This is a genomic window from Arcticibacter sp., from assembly GCF_053551015.1.
This window is the reverse complement of record NZ_JBMQOB010000010.1, coordinates 12,746-36,984: the sequence shown is the minus strand read 5'-3', so window position 1 is coordinate 36,984 and position 24,239 is coordinate 12,746. Positions and strand designations below refer to the sequence as shown.

Here is a 24,239-nt window from a genome sequence, read left to right as displayed (position 1 = left end):
CGCTCTCTCTGGGCGCTCTTTAATGATCTGGTAAGTGGACGTATTCATCCTGGGTTCAAGGGACCACAGAAGATCAACTGGAGAGAAAAGAGAGCAATAAGCCCGGAGGAGGTGTTTAGTGGTAGGTGACATATTGGCGCTCACGTGCGATCTTACTGCTGCCCGAAGACGCAGATTCGCTTTCCAGAGTGACCCAGGCTCCTAGCCTTCCAAAGAGGTTGATCAATTGCAAAGGCGGCCTGAATCGGAATAGTCTTCTATCATCCCAGCGTTCAAACCCCCGTTTAGAAAAGATATCCAACAAAAAAGGCCCGTCGAAACGGGCCTTCATAGTGTATTTATTTACGAGCTTATACCAGTGGTATGGTCTTCTCTAAGCGGCGCTTCTCGATCTTATTTCGCAGATAGGGGTAGAGAAATATAGCTCCCATAATCATGGTTGCTCCGGCATAGAATCCCAGTGTCATGTGCTCCCGGCTCCCAAAGAAAATGAAGGCCAGAACGATGCCGTAGACAGGCTCCAGATTGGTGATCAGGGCTACGCGGAAAGCGGATAATTCCCGCATTACAGAGACCCCAGCCACATAGGCCAGAGAGGTGCAGACAGTACCTAAAAGCATCAGATAAATGAAGTCGGAAGCTACGAGTTTAAGTCCCGAATCAAAGCCTCCGGTTGCAAACATATAGATCGAAAGCCAGATAAAAGCACCGATCATTTCGTAGAAACTGATCAGACTCGCAGGGTGTTTTTGTACCTGTCTGGAGTTGATAATCGAGAACAAACTGGCCAGAAATGCACTGCCTAATCCGAGGGAAATTCCAAGCGTGTACTGGCTCTCAAATTTGAAGATCATGACGATTCCACAGATGATAAAAACACCCGTTAAGATCTCCAGTCCGGAGATTTTTTTACGCCCGATCAGAGGCTCTAAAATCGCCGTAAAAAGGGTCAGGGAAGACAGGCAAACCAGGCCCACAGAAATGGTCGAACTCTTGATAGACTGGAAGAATAATATCCAGTGACCGCCCACCAGAGCACCTGTTAAAAACAGCTTGATAAGCGCCTCCCTGGGCAGCGCAAGAGAGGTCTTCGTTGCCTTGAAATAGACATACAAAGTGATGAAGGCAATGAGCACGCGGTACCATACCAGAGGTACGCTGGGGATGCTGATCAGGGAGCCGAGAATGCCGGTAAAACCCCACACCAATACCGTTCCGTGAAGGATTAAAAGATTACGATTACGAGAAGAAAATGACATGTGTTTATTTAGGTGCCTTAATCATGAGATAAACACCCAGGGCACCGAAAAGGATGTTCGGTATAAAGACTGCAACAAGGGGAGGGAGTCCGCCCTTCAGGGAGAACATAGTGGAGAATTGTATAAAGAGGATATAGGTAAAGCTCAGGAAGATTCCAATCCCCAGAGGCAATCCGATACCGCCACGTACCTTACGTGACGACAGAGAGACTCCCATGAGGGTTAAAACGAAGGCTGCAAGCGGGTTCACATAGCGTTTGTACTTCTCCAGTTGCAGCAGCTGCATGACTCCGGTTCCGCGGATCTTCTCTTTTTCGATCCGGTTATCGAGTTCTGAAGTGGCCATGGCCGAATAGATATTATCGTAAACAACGAAGTCTACCGGTCTCATATCCAGAGTGGTATCCTTTTTCAGGCCGGAGGTCATGGTCTCTTTTAATCCCTTGATCTCGCGCACCGTATAGTTCTCGATACTCCATTTAGACTTCACTGAATCCCATACAATCCGGTCGGCCATCATCTTCTCCACCAGCTCATCTCCCTTGAACTTCTCCAGAATGAAGGTATAGCCTACTTTCTGCACATTATCGAAGTTTTTGATGAAGACCAGCGTGTTCTTGTCGATCTGCATATGCGTCTCCGACTTCGACTCGTTGTTCGCCGGTTTGATGTAAATATTCTCAAATCTTATCATCAGCTTATTCGTGTGCGGGATGACAAGAAGGTTGGCAAAAAGGCTTATCGAGAACAGGATGAACGAGGATAGGAAGTACGGCCAAAGGAACCTTTTAAAGCTCACACCGCCGCTCAGAATCGGCACGATCTCTGTCTGATCAGCCATCTTCGCCGTGAAGAATATCACCGCGATAAAGTTAATCAGCGGCCAGAGGAAGTTCAGATAGAAGGGCACAAAGCCGGCGTAATATTCGAAGATGATCTCCGACAAAGGCGCATTCCGCTTCAGGAAATCGTCCAGCTTTTCCGACACATCAAAGATCACGATCACTACCGTGAAGATAGCACAGGTAAATAAAAACGTACCCAGGTACTTCTTGATAATATACCAATCAATGATCTTGATGAATCTGTTCATTTCGTACTACAAACGTTGAGCTAACTGTACAACCATCTTCTTTTTCCAGTCGTAAAACTCGCCTGAAATAATCTTTTCACGAGCCTCGCCCACCAGCCAGATATAGAAATGGAGGTTATGCAAGGTGGCTATCTGGGCTCCCAGGATCTCTTTAGAAGAAATCAGGTGGCGGAGATAGGCTTTTGTATAAACCTGATCGGCAAAAAGATCGCTGTCTGCCTCAATAGGCGAGAAATCGTTCTTCCACTTCTCATTACGCATGTTGATGATACCATTCTTTGTGAAAAGCATGCCGTTCCGGGCGTTCCGGGTAGGCATCACACAGTCAAACATATCCACACCAAGGGCGATGTTTTCCAGGATATTCACCGGAGTACCAACACCCATCAGGTAACGAGGTTTTTCCTGAGGCAAAATATTGCACACCAGCTCCGTCATTGCATACATTTCTTCCGCCGGTTCTCCTACAGAAAGGCCGCCTATTGCATTTCCTTCGCGCTCAAAGGAAGCGATAGCCTCAGCTGAACGTACACGGAGATCCTTGTACACAGATCCCTGAACAATAGGGAATAAGGTCTGCGAATAGCCGTATTTAGGTTCTGTTGAGTCGAATCGGTCACAGCAGCGTTTCAGCCACCTGTGCGTCATCTCAATCGAGCGCTTCGCATAATTATAGTCGCATGGGTAAGGCGTACACTCGTCGAAGGCCATGATGATATCCCCGCCGATCACCCGCTGAATGTCCATAGCGGCTTCAGGTGTGAACAGATGCTTCGAGCCATCAATATGGGAGCGGAATGTCACCCCCTCTTCCTTAATTTTACGTACGTCAGACAGGGAATAAACCTGATAACCACCGCTATCCGTCAGGATCGGGCGCTCCCAGCCATTGAATTTATGCAGTCCGCCTGCCTTCTCCAACGTTTCAAGCCCCGGTCTGAGGTACAAATGGTAGGTATTTCCCAGGATGATCTGAGCTTTGATATCGTCTCTGAGCTCTCGCTGATGAACGGCTTTAACCGTCCCTGCGGTACCCACAGGCATGAAAATAGGTGTTTTTATATTACCGTGATCGGTCGTGATCTCACCGGCCCTTGCCTGTGAATGCTGATCTTTAGCCTCTAATTTAAATTTCATTTAACGTGCAAAGGTAAGAAATTGATTGAGGTTCCAACTTTACTTTTAACTTTGCAACCTATAAACGAACGCGCGCCTTGGCAGATTATATCTTTGTACCTGTTTTTATTCTACTCCAGGTAGTCCTCATCATTCAGCTATACTTTATTACCATCGTGCACGGCCGCTTGGGAGTCTACAAGATCATGGAGCCGGCCGAGGAAATTACCCGCCCCGTATCCGTCATTATCTGTGCCCGGAACGAAGAGAAGAACCTGGAAAAGAACTTGAGTCTCATCCTGGAGCAGGACTATCCTGACTACGAAGTGGTGGTGGTAAACGACTGTTCGTCCGACGACTCTGAACTTCTCCTGCGTGGTTTTTCGTCCCGCTATCCCCATCTGAAAGTCGTCACCCTGACCGAACATGAGCGCTTTAAACACGGCAAGAAATTCGCCGTCACTATCGGGGTGAAGGCCGCAAAAAATGAGCATCTGCTCTTTACAGATGCCGACTGCCGTCCCGCTTCTGTCAACTGGATCCGGCGCATGCAGGAGCAGTATACCCCCGGAACGTCCATCGTGCTGGGCTACTCACCCTATGAGCGCGGAAGGGGATTTCTGAATGCCTTCATCCGCTACGAATCATTCAGCACCGCCCTTAACTACCTGACGTTCGCCCTTGCAGGCAACCCATACATGGGCGTTGGGCGCAACCTTAGCTATACCAGGTCGCTTTTTTTCCAGTCAAAGGGCTTTGCTTCACACATGCACATCCTGTCTGGTGATGACGATCTCTTTGTGAATGAAAATGCAACACCTGAGAACACCCGGATCCAGATCCATCCCGATAGCCATGTCTGGTCTGAACCCAAGAAAAGCTGGGCCGCTTTATGGCGCCAGAAGGTTCGTCACATGGGGGCAGGTAAAGCGTATAAGGGCAGCGATAAACGCGTCCTTTCACTTCAAACGGGCACTGCGGTGCTTTTTTATGTGCTCCTTGGCATTATGATTGCGCTACATGCTCAATGGTGGATCGTACCGGCAGTATACCTCATCCGTCTCACCCTGCAACTCATCGTCTACACACCGGCCATGAGGAAATTAAATTGCAAAAATGTGATATGGTGGTTCCCGGTATTGGATTTGTTTTTTAATATCTTTATATGTGTACTGGCAATAGTGGCAACATTCAGGAAGAAGGTGCAATGGAAGTAAACCCGAATTTTTCAATAAACGCTGTGAACGATTTCAATCAGGTTCAGCGCGCCAGAGGTGGCGATCAGAAAGCCTATGCTGAACTGATGCAGCGTTACCGTGATTCGATCTTCTTCATGACCCTGAAGATGGTAAACAACCGCGACGACGCCAACGACCTGACGATCGAAACCTTCGGAAAGGCCTTTGAGAACATCGAAAAGTACAAGCCCGACTTCACCTTCAGTACCTGGCTCTTTCGTATTGCTACCAATAACTGCATTGATTTTATCCGTAAAAAGCGACTTAATGTGGTTTCCATGAACGCGATGGAGGACAAAGAAGGGGAGGAGCGTACTTTTGATGTAAGGTCAGATGTGCTGAACCCTGAAGAGAAATCCATCAAAAAACAGCAAAAAGAAACCCTGCAGCTCATCATCGATAAGCTGCCCAACCGATACAAAATTTTAATCAATCTCCGGTATTTCGAAGAGATGTCTTATGAAGAGATCTCTACCCAGCTTGATCTTCCCCTGGGCACTGTCAAAGCACAGCTGTTCAGAGCAAGAGATCTCCTGGCCAACGTACTGAATCGCCGGAAAAAAAATCCTTCAAGTGACTTCTGAACTAATTACACACTACTTTCCCCACATCAGCGAAGAACAGAAACACCAGTTTGCACAGCTGGAAAGTTTATATGCCACGTGGAACGCACAAATCAATGTAATTTCCCGTAAAGACATTGAGAGCCTGTACCTTCGCCATATCCTGCACTCCCTTGGTATTGCCAAAGTGATCTCCTTCCTGCCCGGCGAGAAGGTGCTGGATGTGGGCACCGGAGGCGGCTTTCCCGGAGTCCCGCTGGCGATACTTTTCCCCGAAACTTCCTTCCATCTGGTCGACTCGATCGGGAAAAAGATCAAAGTAGTGAAAGAAGTATCCTCGGCTATCGGATTAACGAATCTGCAGGCTACACATGCACGTGCCGAGCAGATCGATGAGAAATTCCACTTTGTGGTTTCCCGTGCCGTAACCCAGTTGAAAGACTTTTATCCCTGGGTAAAAGGCAAGTTCGAGAAGGAGTCGCTCAATACACTTCCAAACGGCGTTTTGTACCTGAAAGGAGGCGATCTGGAGCAGGAAATTGCCGAATCAAAGCTGAAAGATGTTACGCTTACACCCCTTTCAAAATTCTTTGAAGAAGACTTTTTTGACACCAAATTTGTAGTATCTTTCAAGGCCCAATAAAGCCTTATGTCCTCTTTATACGAAATAGCCCTAACGCTCATTCCGGGTGTTGGGGTCGTTACTTCCCGACTTCTCATCGAGCATTTCCGTGACGCCCCAGGCATCTTCAACGCTTCCCGCAGAGACCTGCTGCAAGTCCCCGGAATAGGTCCCAAAACCGCCGAAGCCATCTTAGCCAGAACCTTCATGCAGCGTGCAGAAGACGAACTTCAATTCGTTGAACGCTACAAGATCAAAACGCTTTTCTACAACTCTCCGGAGTATCCTGAGCGACTGCGTCAATGCCATGATGCTCCCGTTCTCCTGTACTACAAGGGGGAGGCTGATCTCAACAGCGACAAGATCATCAGCATCGTAGGCACGCGCAATGCAACAGAATACGGCAGGGATCTCACTCAGCAGCTTGTAGAAGGCTTGAAAGCACAGCAGGTGCTGGTGGTCAGCGGACTCGCCTACGGAATCGACGTCGCCGCCCATAAGGCTTGCATCAAATCGGGAGTACCCACAGTGGGTGTAGTAGGGCATGGGCTCGACCGCATTTATCCCGCTCAGCATCGCGCCATAGCAGAGAGCATGCTCAGTACGGGCGGACTCCTTACCGAGTTTCCATCCCAGACCAAACCTGATAAAGAGAACTTCCCTAAGAGGAACCGCATTGTAGCCGGACTGGCTGATGCCACGATCGTTGTGGAAGCGGGACTGAAAGGAGGGGCCCTCATTACCGCCGAAATCGCCAACTCTTATGATCGCGATGTCATGGCTTTCCCCGGTCGCGTTAACGACAGCTATTCAGCAGGCTGCAACTTCCTGATCAAGTCCAACAGGGCACATCTGGTTACCGGAGTCAAAGATATTGAGTACCTGCTTGATTGGAACCCGGCGGCTGGCAACCAACAGGCAGATGCCCAGCTGAGCCTTCCGCTGAGCCTTTACGGAGAAGAAAAAGCCATTGCAGAATACCTGCACGAATACGGGTCCTCCTCATTCGACCAGCTCCAGGCAGCCGTTGAAATACCACAAACCAAGCTCACGATGCTTCTTCTGAATATGGAAATGCAGGATCTCATTATTGCCCTGCCAGGCAAAAGGTACCGTCTGCGCTAAAACTCAGGTTCCTCGTTCTTCGGATAGTCAAACAACAGCTGCTCGCCCGTTTGCCTGCTTACCATGGCCCAGCTCTCAAAAGGAAAGGCAATCTGTACCACACCGCAGGTGGGCAGATTATAGAGATCGCTGTTACACAAATCCACGATGATCTCCGTTAAACCGGGGTTGTGCCCAAAAAGCGCGACCGAGTCATAGCGGTCGTCGAGCTCATTGATTACACGCAACAGCGCAGAAGGAGAGGCCTCATAGATCTCGTCTTTGAACAGAATATCAGAGACTGCATAATCCCACGCGGTACAAAATATTTCAGCTGTTGTCCTGGCGCGTACAGCGGGACTCGCTACCACGGCCTCCGGAATCAGACCTCGTTCTTTTAAGCGGATGGCCATCTCCGGAGCATTCCGCAAGCCGCGGGAATTCAGTGTACGATCAAAGTCAGTCAGTCCCGGCATGCTCCAGTCAGATTTAGCATGGCGTATAATCAGCAGTTTTTTCATGTATGTATAGCACTGGCAGATGCCGGTGTTCCGTCACCGTATTAATGGATATCCCTTACCAATTGTTTAAAACAGACGCAATTTTTCTGTCGTCCTGATTATTCATGCACTTGAAATGACCACGGGGGCACTTTTTATGCCCGATCTTCGAGCAGGGGCGACAGGGGAGTCCCTTTACCTCCGCCACAAAGTGTTCCTCCGCCTGATAAGGATACATGCCGAACTCAGGCACCGTATTCCCCCATACAGACACAATCTTCTTCTTAAAAGCAGCCGCAATATGCATCAGACCCGTGTCGTGACTGATGATCTTCCGGGCCATCTTCACCAGAAAAGCCGACTCGTTCAGCGCGAAACTGCCGCAGCAGTTTAACACCCGCGGACCAGCAGCCCTGACTACTTCATCTCCAACGGTCTTATCCTCCTTGCCGCCCAGCAACACAATCGGACCATCTGTCTGCTCGCAGATCCGGATGATCTTCTCCAGCGGAAGCCTTTTTGTAGCATGCTGCGCACCAATAACAAAGCCTGTATAATCCTGATGGCTTTCCGGGAGCATTTGCTCCAGCGAATAATCATCGCCCAGAAAGTAGTCCAGACCCTTTCCATCGTTTTTCACCCCAAGCGAGGCTACAGTCTCCATATAACGGTCCACGATATGCACATCAGGCATCCGGTTGATCATGAAGTTGACCAGCAGGAATTTGGCGATGTTCAGCTTATCGAAAGATGCCGAGCGTACACCCAGCGCACGCTTGATGCGCAAAGTCCGCAGATTATGATGGAGGTCCACCACAAAGTCGAACTTCTCGGCCTTCAGCGTGCCTATCTGTTCCCCAATCGACCCATCCAGCAGATGCAGCTTATCAATATAGGGGTTGAACTTCAAGACGCTCTCAAATGCCTTCTTGGTAATATAATGTACCTCAACCCCCGCAAGCTGCTCTTTCAGGCAACGGATTACTGGAGTGGTCAGCACAATGTCACCTATTGAACTAAATCGTATGATGAGTATTTTCATCCTTTTATTTTTGATCTTCTGCCCTCAAAGAGCATAGTGATGTCATGTAAGCTTAAAGCATTCAGGCAATTCTCCTTCGCTACGCCACCTTTGCGCGCGGCCAGAATGCCATAATGGATGTCGCTGAAGCCCCGCACGCTGTGTGCATCCGGATTGACCGAGAGCATCACGCCTTTCCCGATAGCATACTGATGCCAGCGCCAGTCAATATCCAGTCGCAGTGGGTTCGCGTTGATCTCAATGACCACCCCATTTGCCGCGCAGGCATCAATCACCTTGCGGATGTCGACCGGGTAACCACTTCTGCTCAGTAGCAGGCGTCCTGTCGGATGCCCCAGTATCGTCGTATAAGGGTTTTCGATAGCCGTAATCAGTCGGCTCGTCGCCTTCTCCTCCGACATTTTAAACACCGAGTGAATGGATGCTACCACGAAGTCGAAAGTCGCCAGGATCTCCAGGGGATAGTCCAGCGATCCATCAAACAGAATGTCCGATTCGATGCCCTTGAAAATCTTAAAAGGAGCAAGCTGCGCATTCAGCGCATCAATCTCCGCATGCTGAGCCAGGACACGTGCCTCACTCAAGCCCTTCGCATAGAACGCCGATTTCGAGTGATCACAGATGCCCAGGTATTCAATCTTCAGCTCATCCTTGCAGAACCGCGCCATCTCCTCCAGCGTATTCGCCCCATCACTCCAGGTACTGTGGTTATGCAGCGTACCCCGGAGGTCCTCATAGCGGATCAACTCAGGTAAAGCGTTCTGCTCTGCAAGTCCGAACTCAAACACCCCCTCACGCAGTTCCGGCTCAATAAACGGCAGGCCTGCAGCCTGATAATAGGCTTCTTCCGACTCCACCGCCGCAGGCAAATCCTTTATGCGGGCCGACAGCTCTTCCAGATGTTCCGTGCTTCCGGTCTGCAAAACCAGCTCCCTGAAATAAGCCTCCGGCTCGCAGAAACGGATATAGATCTTTACACCTGAACCATTTTCCGCCGTAATACTCCCGGCAGTATGTTCCAGCACCTGGAGATCCTCCGAAGCTTCCAGCCAGGCAAGAACAGCTTCCGAAACCGCTGCACCCACCAGAATATCCAGACCGTCAACGATCTCCGCCTTGCGCCTGAACGCTCCCGTGAAAGATAGCAGTTCCGTACCGGCGAGCTTCCGCAGCTCCTCCATCAGGCCTGCGGCAAAGCCCTGTACATGGGCATATAGAAAGCGGCCATTGCTGGCCATCTTAAATTCAATTGCTTTTTTGATGTCTTCCTGAGTCTTCAGTCCGAAGCCCTTCGCTTCAATCAGACGGTTCTCGTTACAGGCATAGAACAGCTCTCCGGTGTTTTCAATGCCGAGCTCTTTCCAGATCACCAGCACCTTCTTGGGGCCAAGACCCTTGATGCTCATGATTTCCACTATCCCCGGAGGGGTTTGTTCCAGCAGTGTATCCAGCTCCTTCATGGTACCCGTTTCCACCAGCTCCCTCACTTTCGCCGCAACGCTCTTGCCGATCACCTGAACAGCAGATAACTCCGCAAGGCTCCTTGAAGCCACATCAAACGGGAGCTTCCCGATGGCGAGGGCCGCATTGGCAATGCTTTTGGTCTTAAAAGAGTTTTCTCCGTGAAGTTCCTGCAGCTGAGCCAGCAGCCGCAGAATGCGCGATATGGGCTTGTTTTCCATCGGTCAAAAATAGGAAAATATGTTCGCAAAGACTATTCAAAACCCTGGCCTGCGTTTTCTGTTCTACATAAACACCATCTACTCACACGCATGGCTCACGTTTCTCTTTCCGACTCCATTAAGGTTCTTGCATTTCTTTTTTTATTGTTCGGAGGCCTTTTCTTCGCTGCCGAATTTCTCATCCCCCTTAGCTTCGGAGGGATTATTGCCACACTGATTCTGCCCTTTTGCCGGCGCATCGAGTCGAAGGGTCTCCACCGCGGTGTCTCCGCCGCACTCTGCATCCTGATCTTGCTGACGGTTATCGGGGGACTCGTGCTCATCTTCGCCTGGCAGCTGTCGGATTTGGCCAAAGACTTCTCGCAGATGCAGCACCATCTGGGCAACCTCCGCGACAAGATCGAAGGCTATATCAGCAATACGGTCGGCATCTCCCGGCAGAAACAAAGCGAAATCATCGACAAACAGCAAGCTGCCACAACAGATCAGATGGCCGGTGTGATCACCACCCTGATGGGCCTCGCTGTGGATTTCGTGCTCGTTACCGTCTATACATTTCTGTTCGTATTCTACCGCAGCCGCTTGAAGAAGTTCATCCTCATGCTGGTTCCTGTCGAGCACATGCAGCGTACCGAAAGAGTGATCAACGAGTCGGCGAAAGTCGCTTTCCAATATCTTTCAGGCCTTTCCATGATGGTCGTCATGCTCTGGGTGATGTACGGGATTGGCTTCTCCATTGTGGGGATAGAAGGCGCCATCTTTTTCGCCGTGCTCTGCGGCCTGCTGGAGATCGTTCCTTTTGTAGGGAATCTGACAGGTACAGGCTTCACCGTACTGATGGCGATCTCCCAGGGAGGTGGCGGCAATATGGTACTGGGGGTTCTCGCCACTTATTTTGTCGTTCAGTTCATTCAGAGCTACATCATTGAGCCCCTGGTGGTAGGAGCGGAGGTCAACATCAATCCCTTGTTCACCATCATCGTCCTGGTACTTGGCGAAATGCTTTGGGGAATTCCCGGAATGGTACTCGCGATCCCGCTCCTGGGTATAGCCAAAATTATATGCGACAATGTCGAGCCGCTAAAGCCTTATGCCTACCTCATCGGCGGTGAGCGCAAAGAGAAAAAAGAAAAGGGTTTCGTAAGCAAAATCAAAAACATGTTCAAAAAAGAAGCGGAGTAGGCCAGGCCTGCTCCGCTTCCACGATAGCTGAAAAGATCCAGCTTATCGAATGTCGATGTTATAAGGCATTCTTGCCTGTACGCCTGTTCCTTCGAGTATCGTCTTCAGTTGCATGTAGTAGCTGTAGCTTTCGCCTAGCTGAAGTTTGGCAAAGTGCTCTTTCAACTTGTCCTCACTACTGCTGAAGAGCGAATTGAAACCGTCTTTAACCTCAGGGTATTCTACCAGCTTATAGTTTTTAGCCTTCGCCATTTTAGCCGCTGAGTTCACCGCATCCTGGATATTTCCAAGACGGTCAACCAGGCCATTTTTCAGAGCCTCACGTCCGCTCCATACGCGACCCTGACCAATGCTGTCCACATAAACCTGAGTGCGTTTACGTCCGTCGGCCACACGCTTAGTGAACGTTCCGTAGATGCGGTTCACCTCGTTCTGAATGATCAGTCGCTCTCCATCAGTAAGCGGACGGGTAAGTGTACCTAAATCAGCGTGCTCGGCAGTCTTCACCTGATCAAAGGTGATTCCCAGCTTATTATTGAAGAAGTTCTGCATGTTCGGAATGATGCCAAACACGCCGATAGAACCCGTAATGGTATTCGGCTGAGCGAAGATGGAGTCGGCAGCACAGGCAATATAATAACCGCCGGAAGCAGCCACATCACCCATGGAAACAATGACCGGCTTTACCTTGCGGGTCAGCGCCACCTCGCGCCAGATCACATCCGATGCCAGTGCACTGCCACCCGGAGAGTTGATCCGGAAAACCACAGCCTTCACCTTTTTGTCGGTACGCACCTTGCGCAAAGTTCTTGATATCCGTTCAGAGCCGATACTTTCATCATCACCTTCTCCACCCGCAATGCTGCCCGATGCATAAACAAGGGCAATGCGCGAGTCCATATCACCATCTGCCGGGCGGTTGCCTTTGATATAGCTCATCAGCGTGACTGATTTAATGTCGTCCTTTTTATCTACATCTGTCCGCTTTTTAAGCTCGTCAATCACCTCATCCTTATAGCGCACGCCATCAGCAAGCTTATAGGTCACGGCATCGGTAGCCTGCTGCACCTTCAGCTGGTTGGCAATAGCAAACAGAGAATCCTTGGAGATCTTCCGGGATGCAGAGACATTCGTCAGCAGGTGATCATAGATTGATCCCAGGTAAGAAGCCACCTGTTTGCGGTTCGCATCACTCATTTTATCCAGGATGAAAGGCTCTACCGCACTTTTGAACGTTCCCACTTTAATGATCTGCGGTTCAATACCCAGCTTTTCCAAGGCTCCTTTGAAGAAGACCGACTGTGAGCTCATACCGGTAAACTCCAGAACGCCTTCCGGATTGATATAGATCTTATCGGCTACAGAAGCCAGGTAATAGGCCTTTTGTGTATAAACCTCGCTATAGGCGATGATGAATTTCTTTGATTTCTTGAAATCCAGCAGGCCGTTCCGGATCTCTTCTACAGTCGCCATTCCCGCCTGGATGCTCGACAGATCCAGATAAATGCCTTTGATGTTATCATCTTCCTTCGCACGCTTCAGTGCTGCAAGGATATCATTCAGTCCAATGTTTTTGTTTGATTCCAGTCCCGCAACATCGAGATTGTCAAACGGGCTCCTGACTGTACGCTCCGTCACCGGATGCTCGAGCGAAAAATGCATGATCGAGCCGGCTTCCAGGGGTACTTCCTGGTCTTTGGATGCCGACACGATGCCTACAACTAGCAGGACCATCACGATGCCCAACACAACAAATGACAAGATGAAACCCAGCATTGAAGCGAAAACGAACTTAAAAAAGCTTCTCATAGATATTAAAACTTAATAGTAATACAAGTATATGCAATTAGATATGAATATATTTGAAACGTTACAGCCAAACAAAGTTTTATGCATGCAGTCTACTTAGTACTGGGCAGCAACCTCGGCGACAGGATGTACTATCTGGAAAAGGCCCTCCTGGCTATTGAAAACCAGGTTGGCGAGGTTCTGCAAAGATCATCCGTTTACCGCACGGCATCGTGGGGACGCACAGAACTTCCCGAATACCTCAACCAGGTGCTTCAGGTACAAACCGCACTCGCCCCCCAGGATCTGCTGCGCCATCTGCAGCAAATCGAAGCAGAGCTGAAACGCACCCGAGAGGAGAAGTGGGGTTCAAGAACGATAGATATCGATATCCTGTTTTACGACAGCGATCAGGTGTCAGAACCTAACCTGATCATCCCACACCCCTTGCTTCAGGAGCGGCGCTTCGTTCTCGAGCCGCTTATGGAGCTGGCGCCTACACTGGTACATCCCGTGCTGGGGCAAACTGTCGGCGAGCTGTATAGCCATTTGCAAGACACACTAATTGTTGAAAAAGTTTAAACCTGTCATCTATAATAAGAACACCATGAGCAAGGAATTCAAAGTCGATTTAACTTACTTAAACGATATTGCCGGAGGAAACGCAGAATTTGTAATCGATATGATCGATATCTTCCTGGAGCAGACTCCCGGATATTTCGAAGAGCTGGGCGGAGCCATACAGCAGCAAAACTGGAAGCTTACCGGTGATGTGGCCCACAAGATCAAACCTACGCTTGCATTTGTCGGAGCAGAAGACCTTCGCGTGAAGATGGCAGGGATTGAGGCGAATGCCAGGGGACAGGTGAATCTGGAGACGATTCCGGGCGACTTTGAAGCAATCAACCAAACCTGTATGCAGATTTATGAAGGCCTGAAGGAAGCACGTATAGAACTTGCCTCTAAGCTATAATTAAAACAGGGATCTATTTTTTAAAATAGATCCCTGTAAACCTTATCTCATCCGCGTAAACTGGATGATCGATAGCACGATATAAATAAAGATAATGATCGGTATCGCTACGAATTTGAGCAGCAATATCAGCAGGATCGAAGAACCCAGCAAGATATAGCGGTACAGATTCTCCTGCAGCCTGAAGTTCTTAAACTTCAGCGAGATCAGCGGTACTTCCATCACGAGAAGGAATCCCGTACCGATACTGAACACAAAGAGGAAGAAAGGATTCAGGATATAAGCATCCAGAGCCCCGCTTCCCGCCGAAATGATCATCGGGAGCGAACCCACCAGCAGCGCATTCGCCGGAACCGGTAAGCCGATAAAGTGATCGCTCTGACGTGGATCAATATTGAACTTAGCCAGTCGAAGCGCTGAGAACATCGCTATAAAGAAAGCCGAAAACTTCAGGTACTCGCTCATTTCTCCCACTTGTGGTGCCTGCAGGAACAACTGATAGACAATTGCAGCCGGCAGCAAGCCGAAGCTGATCATATCCGCCAGTGAATCCAGCTCTTTTCCCATAGGAGAATACACGTGCAGAACCCGCGCAATCATTCCGTCAATAAAGTCGAACAGTGCAGCAATAACGATAAAATATACAGCTAAGGTCAGATCATTACTGAAAGCAAACGTAACGCCTATGCACCCGCTGAATAAGTTCAGACATGTGATGGCGTTAGGTATATGTTTTTTCATGTATACTAATTTGAATTAGCTATTCATCGAAACTAAAAATTCCTCATTCGATTTAGTACCTCTCATTTGGCTCAGCAGGAACTCCATAGACTCCTGCGAATTCATATCCGCCAGGTGGTTACGAAGTATCCAGATCCTTTGCAGGTTCTCCCTGTCATGAAGAAGATCATCACGACGTGTGCTGGATGCAGTAAGATCGATCGCAGGATAGATCCGTTTGTTCGCCAGCTTACGGTCAAGCTGAAGCTCCATGTTACCTGTACCCTTGAACTCTTCGAAGATTACCTCGTCCATTTTCGAACCGGTATCGATCAGCGCAGTAGCCAGGATAGTCAGTGAACCACCATCCTCAATATTACGTGCCGCACCGAAGAAACGCTTAGGCTTGTGAAGCGCATTCGCGTCCACACCACCCGAAAGGATCTTTCCGGAAGCAGGAGCAACCGTGTTATAAGCACGTGCCAGACGTGTGATCGAGTCGAGTAGGATCACCACATCATGTCCGCATTCAACCATTCTCTTCGCTTTTTCCAAAACGATGTTGGCAATCTTTACGTGACGCTCAGCTGGCTCATCAAAAGTAGATGATACCACCTCAGCACGTACGCTTCTTGCCATATCGGTTACCTCTTCCGGACGCTCATCGATCAACAGGATGATCAGATAAACTTCAGGGTGGTTCTTTGCAATCGCGTTAGCCACATCCTTTAATAAGATCGTCTTACCGGTCTTAGGCTGTGCCACGATCAAACCACGCTGTCCTTTACCAATCGGTGTGAACATATCGATGATCCGGGTAGAGTTATGACTGGTATCCATGAACAGGTTCAGCTTTTCTGAAGGGAAAAGCGGTGTCAGGAAGTCAAACGGTACACGATCCCGTACTTCAGCAGGAATACGACCATTGATCGCTTCCACACGTACCAGCGGGAAATATTTTTCACCTTCTTTCGGAGGACGGATGCTTCCGCGTACGGTATCACCGGTCTTCAGTCCGAAAAGTTTGATCTGCGACTGTGATACATAGATATCATCAGGCGAAGTCAGGTAGTTATAGTCAGAAGAACGCAGGAAGCCATAGCCATCAGGCATGATCTCCAGAACGCCTTCGTTCACAATCACATTGTCAAAATCCAGATTTACGGCCGCATTCTGATCAGAAAGTCGCTGTTCCTGTGGTCTTTCTACAGGACGCGCTTCAACGGTTCTGCCGGTAGGCGTGTTGAAACGTTTCTCGAATTTCGGAGCACGTTCAGCTGCAGGAGCCTCCCCGTTAACAGGAGATTCTTCACGCTTTCTAGGCTGTTGATCGCCGGGAAGGGTGATTGCCCTGTCAGTCTTAATGGTGATCTGTCTTCTTGGTCGCTGACCAGGCTGAGCCGGAGCAGCTTCCTGTGCTGCAGCCGGAGCCGCTTCTGCAGGTGCAGTTTCTGGAGCTTCAGTAGCATCTGCAACAGGTGCAGCTGCCGCTTCTGCGGTATTTTCTGTAGGGTTTGCTTCTGATTCTGATTCCGGGGCAGAGAAAAGTGTTTCCTGTGCAGCACTTGCTGCAGCAGCTTTCACTGAATCCGTCTTGGTTTTTATTGTTCTGGTGCGTTTCTTCGGCTTTTCACCGTCAACGGCAGCACCGTTTGCAGCACTTGAATCAATTGATGCGGAAGCCTCGCCAGCAGCAGTACTTTGTGATTGATGTGCCTTTATTTTAGTGATAAGTTCTTGTTTTCTTAAGGCATCGGCGCCTTCAACACCAAAGGATTTGGCAATCTCACGAAGCTCGGACACAAGCTTGTCGTTCAATTCAGTAATTTCCATTCAATTGAAATATTATAGGATTCTTTTTGTAAGAGTTTAATCCACACTCGTAATAAGAAAATCATGTGCAAAAATAAGGCTGATGAGTTTTCTTTGAATAAAGAGGGGACTGCTTTTTTGAGATAAAGCACAATTCTAAGCCATTAAATCGTAAAAAGCAAAAAATATGAAAAAAAATTTTAATGCCCTTTAATGTTTTGGTTACTTTGAAGCTTATTATTACTATGAATCGTAAAGAGCTAATTGAGCAGATACGGACCAAAAAATCCTTCCTTTGTATCGGCCTGGACACAGACATTACCAAAATCCCTGAACACCTTCTTGACGCAGAAGATCCTGTTTTCGAGTTTAATAAACAGATCATTGATGCAACAAAAGAGTATTGCGTATCCTATAAGATCAATACGGCATTCTATGAAAGCCGTGGACTTGCAGGATGGGAAAGCCTGATCCGAACCTGGAACTACCTGCCCAAAGACACCTTTAGTATTGCCGATGCCAAACGCGGCGACATCGGAAACACCTCTGAAATGTATGCGAAGGCCTTTTTTAATGCCGAATCATCCGGAATGAGCTTCGACTCGGTCACTGTAGCACCTTATATGGGTACAGACTCCGTGAAGCCTTTCCTGAAGTTTGAAAATAAATGGGCGATCATCCTGGCACTTACTTCCAATGAAGGCAGCAAGGACTTTCAGTTCCTGCCTGCAGACGAAGAGACCATGCTGTTTGAGCGGGTTATTCAGAAGGCGGCCGACTGGGGTACCAACGAGAACATCATGTTCGTTGTGGGTGCAACAAGGGGGGAGTCCTTCCTGAGCATACGTAAACACGCACCAGACCACTTCCTGCTTGTTCCCGGCGTTGGCGCGCAGGGCGGAAACCTGCAGGATGTATGTAAATACGGAATGAATAAAGATTGCGGATTACTCATCAACTCATCACGTGCAGTGATATATGCATCATCTGGAAAGGATTTTGCTGAAGCGGCAGCGGCAGAAGCACGGAACGTTCAAAACGAAATGAAGCTGATACTTGAATCGATGTAAGTTGTGCGTATTCTGCTAGTATATAGCTGAATGCACAATGAATGAAGACCTTATCAATTTTATCTGGAGGTTCAGGCTGTTCAACCAAAAAGCCCTCGTAACCTCCAGAAACGAGCCGGTGGAGATCATTTCACCCGGCTTTTACAACAGTCATGCAGGTCCGGACTTTGCAGATGTCAAAGTCCGTATCGGCAGTACTACCTGGGCCGGCAGTGCCGAGATCCATATCCGGGCGTCCGACTGGGAGCGCCATGGCCATTCTACCGACAAGGCCTATAATAATGTGATCCTTCACGTGGTGTACGAAAATGACCTTCGCGTACTCAGGGCCGACGGTACCGAACCTTCCATGCTCATCATCAAACCCTACATTCCCGAAAATATCAAGGAGCGTTATCGCCAGCTTATCGAAAATATGAACTGGATTCCCTGCGAAAAGCAGCTGCCGCATGTGGACTCTATTCATATCCAGAACTGTCTGGATCGCATGCTGGTGGAAAGGTTGGAGGAGAAGTCGGCCCAGGTGCTCGAGCTTCTGAAGCACAACCAGGGCGACTGGTCTGAAACCTTCTATATCCTGCTCTGCAGAACCTTCGGCTTCAAACTAAACGCCTTACCATTCGAGCTGCTGGCCAGATCCTTGCCGATGCGCATACTCGACAAACACCGGGACAGCCTGTTTCAGCTCGAAGCATTGCTGTTCGGACAGGCCGGTTTCCTTGAGGAGGCTGCGGCCGACGGATACATCCAAAGCTTGCAGGAAGAATACCGCTATCTCCGTCATAAATACGCCCTAAAATCCATTGAGCAATACCTCTGGAAGCATCTCCGGCTCCGCCCGCAGAACTTCCCCGCGGTAAGGCTCGCCCAGTTCGCCTCGCTGGTACACCGCTCAGTACACCTCTTCTCCAAAACGCTCGAAGCCGGGAATGCGGCGGAACTCAGCAAGCTCTTTGAAGGCATCAGCATGAGCAGCTATTGGGAGACCCACAATAAGCCCGGAAGAGAGTGCGCCCGGATGGCAGCACAGCTCGGAAAAGACTCCGTCAACAACATCCTGATCAATACCGTTTCCGTGGCTTTGTACAGCTATGGGCGCTACACAGATAATAGTCAATTTATTTCACGCTCCATTAGCCTGCTCGAAAGCCTTCCGGTTGAAATAAATCGTATCGTGCTGCGTTATAGAGAAATAGGTGTGAAATCCGGGAGTGCCGACCGCTCCCAGGCATTGCTGCAATTGAAAAAAAAATACTGTGATCAGAAAAAATGCGTAAATTGTGCAGTCGGAGCAAGAATTATAAATTCCGCTTAAAATGATACAACGCGTCCTAGCCTTTTTTGAGCGATATTCTTTCGGAGTTTCCACTTACCTAGGCGAAAGGTTCGATATGTCTATCTCCAAGATCCGCTTATTCTTTATCTATTCCTCGTTTCTCGCTGTAGGTTTTCCATTGATCTTTTATTTCCTGGCCGCTTTTGTGCTCGGCATCAGAACCTACATGAAGCGCATCCGTACCCGCATCTGGGATTTTTAAGTTCAAAAAATGCGTTGGCATTCGTGTCTATCTAAGGTGGTTATCTCCATTTATTAATCTGCATCTGAACTCCGCATCCGCATCTGGGATTTTTAGGCTCGAAAAAAATATCTTTCATATATTTGAACGGTACAAAACCGCTTTCAGATGCCGGTAAAAGGAAATCAGTTCAGATCAAATTCATTCAGGGGAGAAGATAAGCCTAAAGCAGCCGGAAAAGGACGCTTAATCAGGGAAAAAACAGAAGCGTTGCCGACCTTTACGTTCAACAATGGGAGAATGGTGAAGATCGCGGGACTGTTCTTTCTCATCTTATCCATCTATTTCCTGATCGCTTTCACATCCTACCTCTTCACCTGGCAGGACGACCAAAGTTATGTTTCAGGCGCTAATGGTGGCTGGAAGAACTTCTTCAATCCACCCGAGCAAGCACCTAGCGAAGGACCTCAGGAACTCCCGGTAGAAAACTGGCTGGGCCGCCTCGGTGCGCTCCTGTCACACCAGTTTATTTATCAATGGTTTGGCGTAGCCTCCTTTATCTTTATCGGTATCCTGTTTATCATCGGCTACCGCTTACTGTTTAAAGTAAAGATCCTTCCGCTGGGCAAGTCGCTCGCCTATTCATTCTTCCTGCTGATCTTTATCTCGATCACCCTGGGATTTTTCCATGCCTTTACATCCGACTACCCGCACTTTCTTGAAGGCGAGTTCGGATTCTGGACCAATCGCCTTCTACAGGGACAGATCGGAAATGCCGGAATAGCCGGACTCCTCGGATTTTCAGCACTGACCGCTCTGATCATTGCCTATAATATAGACTTCAAAATCCCCGAAAGAAAGAAGAAGATATCACTGCCCGTACCACCGGTTCCAGACGATCTGGAGATCGAAGACGATTACAGAAGTGAACCCGTGGAGTTCCCTCTCGACAACAAGCGAAGCCGCTTCAACCGCGAACAGCAGGTAGAAGAGGACGAAAGACCTCTCCCTCCGCTGAAGCAGGAACGCGTAAGCGCCCCGATAGAATACCAGGAACCAACACGTCCCGAGCCTATTGTGCCGAAGACCGTTATTCCGTTCGAGTCCGTATCCACACCACTACCAATGGATGAGGCACCTGCTGCCATTGCAGCTGCAACTGCTGCCGCCGCTACATCCATTCCGATGAATGTGGAGCGCAACGAAGAGCCAAAGCCGATGGAGGAGAAGGCGCAGCCTGCTTTTACCGTTACCCGCAGCGAAGAAGAGAAAACAGCAGAACACCTGGTGGAGCAGTTCGGACAGTACGATCCGAAGCTCGATCTGTCGTCCTATTCCTATCCGCCGCTCGACCTGCTGGAGAATTATAAGTCCAACAAGATCCAGGTAGACGCCAACGAGCTCGAAGCCAATAAGAATAAGATCGTTGAGACCCTCAACCATTACAATATCGAGATCGACAAGATCAAGGCCACTATCGGTCCCACCGTTACCCTGTACGAGATCATTCCCGCACCAGGCGTCCGAATTTCCAAGATCAAGAACCTGGAAGACGATATCGCGCTAAGCTTAGCCGCACTTGGGATCCGTATCATTGCACCGATGCCGGGTAAAGGAACGATTGGTATCGAAGTGCCTAACCGCAATCCGGAGATGGTAGCCATGCGCTCCATCATGAACACCGAGAAGTTCCAGAACACCACCATGGACCTTCCTATTGCATTAGGAAAGACCATTTCCAACGAAGTCTATATCGCCGACCTGGCTAAAATGCCTCACTTGCTGGTAGCAGGAGCCACCGGTCAGGGTAAGTCCGTCGGTATCAACTCCATCCTCGTATCGCTGCTCTACAAAATGCACCCATCACAGCTGAAGTTTGTGCTGGTCGATCCGAAGAAGGTGGAGCTTACGCTGTTCCGTAAGATCGAGAGACACTTCCTGGCCAAGCTGCCCGGAGAAGAAGATGCCATCATCACCGATACCAAGAAGGTGATCAACACCCTCAACTCTCTGTGTATTGAGATGGACCTGCGTTACGACCTGCTAAAGAACGCACAGGTACGTAACCTGAAAGAATACAACCAGAAGTTTGTAAACCGCAAGCTGAACCCCGAAGAAGGACACCGTTTCCTTCCGTTCATCGTGCTGATCATTGACGAGTTTGCCGACCTGATGATGACGGCTGGTAAAGAAGTGGAAACCCCGATCGCGCGACTCGCACAGCTTGCCCGTGCGGTAGGTATCCACCTGGTGATTGCCACCCAGCGTCCGTCGGTGAATATCATTACCGGTACCATCAAGGCCAACTTCCCAGCCCGTTTAGCGTTCAGGGTACTTTCGAAGATCGACTCCCGTACCATCCTCGACTCAGGAGGTGCAGATCAGCTGATCGGTAGAGGGGATATGCTCCTGGCTACCGGAAGTGAGCTGATCAGGTTGCAGTGCGCATTCGTAGATACCCCTGAAGTAGAACGGATCTCCGATTATATCGGCGAACAACGCGGTTATTCATCCGCATGGATGCTGCCGGAGTACGTGGACGAGAACGGAGAAGCAGGCGGAATGAAGGACTTCGACGCCAGCAACCGCGACCCGTTGTTTGAAGACGCAGCCAGGCTCATCGTGATGCACCAGCAAGGCTCAACCTCCCTGATCCAGCGCAAGCTGAAGCTCGGCTACAACCGCGCAGGGCGGATTATCGACCAGCTGGAAGCAGCCGGAGTAGTAGGACCGTTTGAGGGAAGTAAGGCCAGGGAAGTACTCCTGCCGGACGACTATGCCCTGGAGCAGTTCCTCGATAATCTGGATAAATAGATAAACCATTTGCCGTTTTTAAAGTCTATAAGGGGTATAAACACACATACCACATGAAAAGAACATTCTTAACCAGCTTGATATTATTCGTACTGTGCGGTCTGAGTATCGCACAGACCGACCCGAAAGCCAAAGGCATTCTGGCCGCCGTGAGTAAGAAATATGCTTCCTATCCGGTGATTAAGGCCGACTTCACCTATACCATCGAGAACCCGAAAAGTAAGATGAAGCATTCCGAATCCGGAACCCTGTACACCCAGTCGAAAGCCAATAAATACAAGATCATCACCCCATCACAGGAGCTGATGAGCGATGGTAAGACCCAGTGGACCTATCTGAAGCAGGACAATGAAGTGAATGTAAGTGATGTGGATAACAGCGCCAATTCGCTCAACCCGGCCCGCGTATTCACCATTTACGAGAAAGGCTACAAATACATTGCCCTACCCGATATCAAACAGAGCGGCAAAGTTTTCCACGTGATCGACCTGACCCCTACAACAGAAGGAAACAACTTCTTTAAGATCAGGCTGACGATCGATAAAGCCACCAGTCAGATCGCCAAAACGATGGTGTTCGACAAAAACGGCAACCGCTATAGCTATGTGATCAAGTCACTTACGCCAGCCAAGGTTTCCCCATCCATTTTTGCGTTTCAGACTTCGCAATACCCCGGAGTAGAAGTCGTAGATTTGCGATAAATACATTCATTAATGCCACTTACATATACACAGCACACCCTGGAGAAACTAGAGCTCTTGTTAAAAGAACTGGAATACAAGGTGCGCTATGAAAAAGGAAATTTTAAGACGGCGGCCTGCATTCTGGATAAGAATAAAGTCGTCGTCGTAAACCGCTTCTCCACGCTCGAAAGCAAAATAAACGTACTCGCCGGACTTCTGCAGGAAATTGAAGTTGATGAAAATTCTTTGAATGAGAAACAAAAACAGTTTCTTTATACTTTGAAACAATCAACTCTGCAGCTGTGACCGTTACATTTTTAGGAACAGGAACTTCTCAAGGCGTGCCGGTAATCGGTTGTGACTGCCCCGTTTGTACGTCGGCAGACCCGAAAGACAAGCGGCTCCGCAGCTCCATCATGGTAGAGCATGAAGGGAAGCGCCTGGTAGTAGACACCGGTCCCGACTTTCGTTATCAGATGCTGCGGGAGAAAGTACGGACACTCGACGCAGTTATCTTTACCCACGAACACAAAGACCATATAGCCGGCCTGGACGATGTAAGAGCCTTTAATTTCAGGCAAGGGAGGGCAATGGACATCTATGCCCATCCACGCGTGCAGGAAGCCTTAAAACGCGACTTCCACTACGCCTTCGCAGAGAAGAGACATTTTGGGGTTCCCCTTCTCGAACTGCATGACATCGATAAAGATCATCCCTTTACAGCAGCCGGTGTAGATGTGCAACCCATCGAGGTTCTACATTATAAACTACCCATTCTGGGATTCCGTTTCGGCGACTTCAGCTATATCACCGACGGTAAAACCATATCCCCGGAGGAGAAGGCCAAGTTAAAAGGATCGAAGATTCTGGTGCTAAATGCGCTACAAAAAACTTCACACATTTCACACTTTACGCTTGAAGAAGCCATTGTGCTGGCCCAGGAAATAGGGGCAGAAAAGACCTATCTTACCCATATCAGCCATGTTTTAGGAAAACATGCAATAGTAAGTTCCGAGCTTCCAGGGGGCATCAAGTTAGCTTATGATGGCTTAAAGATTAATTTTTAAAGATTTATTTTAAACCAGATTCAGCAAGGAGTGTTGTATAAGAAAATACGCATATGAGCACAAGACCAAGCTTCTCAGATATCATACATTCAGATAAGCCGACGCTGGTCGACTTTTTCGCTGAATGGTGCGGTCCATGCAAAATGATGTCGCCCATACTGACCGAATTGAAGGGCTCGCTGGATGATGCAGTTACCATAATAAAAATTGATGTTGATAGGAACCCTGCGGCCGCGCAAGCGTATAACGTGCAGGGAGTACCTACATTGATCCTGTTCAAGAACGGCGAGATCAAGTGGAGGCAATCGGGCGTATTAACCAGCACGCAGTTGCAGCAGGTGATACGTCAGCATTCCTGATTATTTTTAAAACATACACCCCATTTTCGTCATTA

25 protein-coding genes are annotated in these 24,239 nt (G+C 49.0%); 15 read left to right on the top strand and 10 right to left on the bottom strand.

The window, feature by feature from the left end:
* Window positions 1–115: 115 nt before the first annotated feature.
* From ACO1NU_RS07060 to tgt, 4 genes are read right to left on the bottom strand one after another with little or no spacing between them, the layout of a single operon-like run.
* Entirely contained in the window at window positions 116–331 is a 216-nt protein-coding gene (locus ACO1NU_RS07060; protein ID WP_448817771.1) for a hypothetical protein, read from the bottom strand.
* A 19-nt stretch (window positions 332–350) separates the two neighbouring features.
* Complete coding sequence (locus ACO1NU_RS07055; RefSeq protein ID WP_448817770.1) at window positions 351–1,259, bottom strand: DMT family transporter; 909 nt, start codon at window positions 1,257–1,259, stop codon at window positions 351–353.
* Window positions 1,260–1,263: 4 nt separating this feature from the next.
* Window positions 1,264–2,352, bottom strand: a complete 1,089-nt coding sequence (locus tag ACO1NU_RS07050; RefSeq protein ID WP_448817769.1) for an LptF/LptG family permease — start codon at window positions 2,350–2,352, stop codon at window positions 1,264–1,266.
* 6 nt (window positions 2,353–2,358) lie between these two features.
* Window positions 2,359–3,489 carry a tRNA guanosine(34) transglycosylase Tgt gene (gene tgt / locus ACO1NU_RS07045; protein WP_448817768.1) on the bottom strand — a complete coding sequence of 377 codons (1,131 nt, stop codon included), beginning with the start codon at window positions 3,487–3,489 and terminating at the stop codon, window positions 2,359–2,361.
* 77 nt (window positions 3,490–3,566) lie between these two features.
* On the opposite strand from tgt, the gene ACO1NU_RS07040 reads away from it, so the two are divergent.
* The 4 genes from ACO1NU_RS07040 to dprA are packed head-to-tail and all read left to right on the top strand — an operon-like array spanning window position 3,567 to window position 7,016.
* Window positions 3,567–4,685 (top strand): glycosyltransferase, encoded by a 1,119-nt coding sequence (locus ACO1NU_RS07040; RefSeq protein WP_448817767.1) that lies wholly within the window; start codon window positions 3,567–3,569, stop codon window positions 4,683–4,685.
* On the top strand, window positions 4,634–5,290 hold the full coding sequence (locus tag ACO1NU_RS07035; RefSeq protein WP_448817766.1) for an RNA polymerase sigma factor: 657 nt from the start codon (window positions 4,634–4,636) through the stop codon (window positions 5,288–5,290). Before ACO1NU_RS07040 ends, ACO1NU_RS07035 begins: the two co-directional genes overlap by 52 nt.
* A complete protein-coding gene (gene rsmG / locus ACO1NU_RS07030; RefSeq protein WP_448817765.1) occupies window positions 5,280–5,912 on the top strand; it encodes a 16S rRNA (guanine(527)-N(7))-methyltransferase RsmG in 633 nt (210 codons plus the stop codon). The genes ACO1NU_RS07035 and rsmG overlap by 11 nt, the downstream gene beginning before the upstream one ends.
* Window positions 5,913–5,918: 6 nt before the next feature.
* Window positions 5,919–7,016 carry a DNA-processing protein DprA gene (gene dprA / locus ACO1NU_RS07025; protein WP_448817764.1) on the top strand — a complete coding sequence of 366 codons (1,098 nt, stop codon included), beginning with the start codon at window positions 5,919–5,921 and terminating at the stop codon, window positions 7,014–7,016.
* On the opposite strand, the gene ACO1NU_RS07020 is transcribed toward dprA, so the two are convergent.
* Genes ACO1NU_RS07020 through ACO1NU_RS07010 form a run of 3 tightly spaced genes read right to left on the bottom strand, consistent with a single transcriptional unit; the run spans window position 7,013 to window position 10,219 of the window.
* Window positions 7,013–7,516 (bottom strand): SixA phosphatase family protein, encoded by a 504-nt coding sequence (locus tag ACO1NU_RS07020; RefSeq protein WP_448817763.1) that lies wholly within the window; start codon window positions 7,514–7,516, stop codon window positions 7,013–7,015. The genes dprA and ACO1NU_RS07020 overlap by 4 nt on opposite strands.
* 55 nt (window positions 7,517–7,571) lie before the next feature.
* Complete coding sequence (locus ACO1NU_RS07015; RefSeq protein WP_448817762.1) at window positions 7,572–8,537, bottom strand: glycosyltransferase family 9 protein; 966 nt, start codon at window positions 8,535–8,537, stop codon at window positions 7,572–7,574.
* Window positions 8,534–10,219, bottom strand: coding sequence for a helix-hairpin-helix domain-containing protein (locus tag ACO1NU_RS07010; protein ID WP_448817761.1), 1,686 nt, complete (start codon window positions 10,217–10,219; stop codon window positions 8,534–8,536). Before ACO1NU_RS07010 ends, ACO1NU_RS07015 begins: the two co-directional genes overlap by 4 nt.
* A 90-nt stretch (window positions 10,220–10,309) precedes the next feature.
* Here ACO1NU_RS07010 and ACO1NU_RS07005 point away from each other — a divergent pair, with 90 nt between their 5' ends.
* A complete protein-coding gene (locus tag ACO1NU_RS07005; protein ID WP_448817760.1) occupies window positions 10,310–11,401 on the top strand; it encodes an AI-2E family transporter in 1,092 nt (363 codons plus the stop codon).
* Window positions 11,402–11,443: 42 nt separating this feature from the next.
* On the opposite strand, the gene sppA is transcribed toward ACO1NU_RS07005, so the two are convergent.
* A complete protein-coding gene (sppA, locus tag ACO1NU_RS07000; RefSeq protein ID WP_448817759.1) occupies window positions 11,444–13,210 on the bottom strand; it encodes a signal peptide peptidase SppA in 1,767 nt (588 codons plus the stop codon).
* 81 nt (window positions 13,211–13,291) lie between these two features.
* Here sppA and folK point away from each other — a divergent pair, with 81 nt between their 5' ends.
* On the top strand, window positions 13,292–13,771 hold the full coding sequence (gene folK, locus ACO1NU_RS06995; protein ID WP_448817758.1) for a 2-amino-4-hydroxy-6-hydroxymethyldihydropteridine diphosphokinase: 480 nt from the start codon (window positions 13,292–13,294) through the stop codon (window positions 13,769–13,771).
* Complete coding sequence (locus tag ACO1NU_RS06990; protein ID WP_448817757.1) at window positions 13,758–14,162, top strand: Hpt domain-containing protein; 405 nt, start codon at window positions 13,758–13,760, stop codon at window positions 14,160–14,162. The genes folK and ACO1NU_RS06990 overlap by 14 nt, the downstream gene beginning before the upstream one ends.
* Window positions 14,163–14,204: 42 nt before the next feature.
* On the opposite strand, the gene pssA is transcribed toward ACO1NU_RS06990, so the two are convergent.
* Window positions 14,205–14,903, bottom strand: coding sequence for a CDP-diacylglycerol--serine O-phosphatidyltransferase (gene pssA / locus ACO1NU_RS06985; protein ID WP_448817756.1), 699 nt, complete (start codon window positions 14,901–14,903; stop codon window positions 14,205–14,207).
* Between the two features lie 15 nt (window positions 14,904–14,918).
* Window positions 14,919–16,715 carry a transcription termination factor Rho gene (rho, locus tag ACO1NU_RS06980; protein WP_448817755.1) on the bottom strand — a complete coding sequence of 599 codons (1,797 nt, stop codon included), beginning with the start codon at window positions 16,713–16,715 and terminating at the stop codon, window positions 14,919–14,921.
* A 224-nt stretch (window positions 16,716–16,939) separates the two neighbouring features.
* Here rho and pyrF point away from each other — a divergent pair, with 224 nt between their 5' ends.
* The 8 genes from pyrF (at window position 16,940) to trxA (ending at window position 24,204) form a co-directional block, all read left to right on the top strand.
* Window positions 16,940–17,764 (top strand): orotidine-5'-phosphate decarboxylase, encoded by an 825-nt coding sequence (gene pyrF, locus ACO1NU_RS06975; protein ID WP_448817754.1) that lies wholly within the window; start codon window positions 16,940–16,942, stop codon window positions 17,762–17,764.
* Between the two features lie 37 nt (window positions 17,765–17,801).
* The gene (locus ACO1NU_RS06970; protein ID WP_448817753.1) at window positions 17,802–19,079 is read left to right on the top strand and encodes a DUF2851 family protein; all 1,278 of its coding nucleotides are present in this window, start codon (window positions 17,802–17,804) and stop codon (window positions 19,077–19,079) included.
* A 1-nt stretch (window position 19,080) separates the two neighbouring features.
* Window positions 19,081–19,302 (top strand): PspC family transcriptional regulator, encoded by a 222-nt coding sequence (locus ACO1NU_RS06965; protein WP_106290924.1) that lies wholly within the window; start codon window positions 19,081–19,083, stop codon window positions 19,300–19,302.
* Window positions 19,303–19,449: 147 nt separating this feature from the next.
* Window positions 19,450–22,095, top strand: coding sequence for a DNA translocase FtsK 4TM domain-containing protein (locus tag ACO1NU_RS06960; RefSeq protein WP_448817752.1), 2,646 nt, complete (start codon window positions 19,450–19,452; stop codon window positions 22,093–22,095).
* 53 nt (window positions 22,096–22,148) lie between these two features.
* Window positions 22,149–22,796, top strand: coding sequence for a LolA family protein (locus tag ACO1NU_RS06955; protein WP_448817751.1), 648 nt, complete (start codon window positions 22,149–22,151; stop codon window positions 22,794–22,796).
* A 12-nt stretch (window positions 22,797–22,808) separates the two neighbouring features.
* Window positions 22,809–23,084 (top strand): hypothetical protein, encoded by a 276-nt coding sequence (locus tag ACO1NU_RS06950; RefSeq protein ID WP_448817750.1) that lies wholly within the window; start codon window positions 22,809–22,811, stop codon window positions 23,082–23,084.
* On the top strand, window positions 23,081–23,845 hold the full coding sequence (locus tag ACO1NU_RS06945) for an MBL fold metallo-hydrolase (protein WP_448817749.1): 765 nt from the start codon (window positions 23,081–23,083) through the stop codon (window positions 23,843–23,845). The genes ACO1NU_RS06950 and ACO1NU_RS06945 overlap by 4 nt, the downstream gene beginning before the upstream one ends.
* A gap of 53 nt (window positions 23,846–23,898) precedes the next feature.
* Entirely contained in the window at window positions 23,899–24,204 is a 306-nt protein-coding gene (gene trxA, locus ACO1NU_RS06940) for a thioredoxin (RefSeq protein WP_448817748.1), read from the top strand.
* Window positions 24,205–24,239: the final 35 nt, after the last annotated feature.

Coding starts and splice junctions, on each gene's coding strand:
- tgt (WP_448817768.1), bottom strand. CDS start 3,489: ATGAAATTTAAATTAGAGGCTAAAGATCAGCATTCACAGGCAAGGGCC.
- ACO1NU_RS07050 (WP_448817769.1), bottom strand. CDS start 2,352: ATGAACAGATTCATCAAGATCATTGATTGGTATATTATCAAGAAGTAC.
- ACO1NU_RS06950 (WP_448817750.1), top strand. CDS start 22,809: ATGCCACTTACATATACACAGCACACCCTGGAGAAACTAGAGCTCTTG.
- ACO1NU_RS06970 (WP_448817753.1), top strand. CDS start 17,802: ATGAATGAAGACCTTATCAATTTTATCTGGAGGTTCAGGCTGTTCAAC.
- pyrF (WP_448817754.1), top strand. CDS start 16,940: ATGAATCGTAAAGAGCTAATTGAGCAGATACGGACCAAAAAATCCTTC.
- folK (WP_448817758.1), top strand. CDS start 13,292: ATGCATGCAGTCTACTTAGTACTGGGCAGCAACCTCGGCGACAGGATG.
- ACO1NU_RS06965 (WP_106290924.1), top strand. CDS start 19,081: ATGATACAACGCGTCCTAGCCTTTTTTGAGCGATATTCTTTCGGAGTT.
- ACO1NU_RS07035 (WP_448817766.1), top strand. CDS start 4,634: ATGTGTACTGGCAATAGTGGCAACATTCAGGAAGAAGGTGCAATGGAA.
- ACO1NU_RS06955 (WP_448817751.1), top strand. CDS start 22,149: ATGAAAAGAACATTCTTAACCAGCTTGATATTATTCGTACTGTGCGGT.
- dprA (WP_448817764.1), top strand. CDS start 5,919: ATGTCCTCTTTATACGAAATAGCCCTAACGCTCATTCCGGGTGTTGGG.
- trxA (WP_448817748.1), top strand. CDS start 23,899: ATGAGCACAAGACCAAGCTTCTCAGATATCATACATTCAGATAAGCCG.
- ACO1NU_RS07005 (WP_448817760.1), top strand. CDS start 10,310: ATGGCTCACGTTTCTCTTTCCGACTCCATTAAGGTTCTTGCATTTCTT.
- pssA (WP_448817756.1), bottom strand. CDS start 14,903: ATGAAAAAACATATACCTAACGCCATCACATGTCTGAACTTATTCAGC.
- ACO1NU_RS07020 (WP_448817763.1), bottom strand. CDS start 7,516: ATGAAAAAACTGCTGATTATACGCCATGCTAAATCTGACTGGAGCATG.
- ACO1NU_RS07055 (WP_448817770.1), bottom strand. CDS start 1,259: ATGTCATTTTCTTCTCGTAATCGTAATCTTTTAATCCTTCACGGAACG.
- sppA (WP_448817759.1), bottom strand. CDS start 13,210: ATGAGAAGCTTTTTTAAGTTCGTTTTCGCTTCAATGCTGGGTTTCATC.
- ACO1NU_RS06960 (WP_448817752.1), top strand. CDS start 19,450: ATGCCGGTAAAAGGAAATCAGTTCAGATCAAATTCATTCAGGGGAGAA.
- rho (WP_448817755.1), bottom strand. CDS start 16,715: ATGGAAATTACTGAATTGAACGACAAGCTTGTGTCCGAGCTTCGTGAG.
- ACO1NU_RS07060 (WP_448817771.1), bottom strand. CDS start 331: ATGAAGGCCCGTTTCGACGGGCCTTTTTTGTTGGATATCTTTTCTAAA.
- ACO1NU_RS07015 (WP_448817762.1), bottom strand. CDS start 8,537: ATGAAAATACTCATCATACGATTTAGTTCAATAGGTGACATTGTGCTG.
- ACO1NU_RS07010 (WP_448817761.1), bottom strand. CDS start 10,219: ATGGAAAACAAGCCCATATCGCGCATTCTGCGGCTGCTGGCTCAGCTG.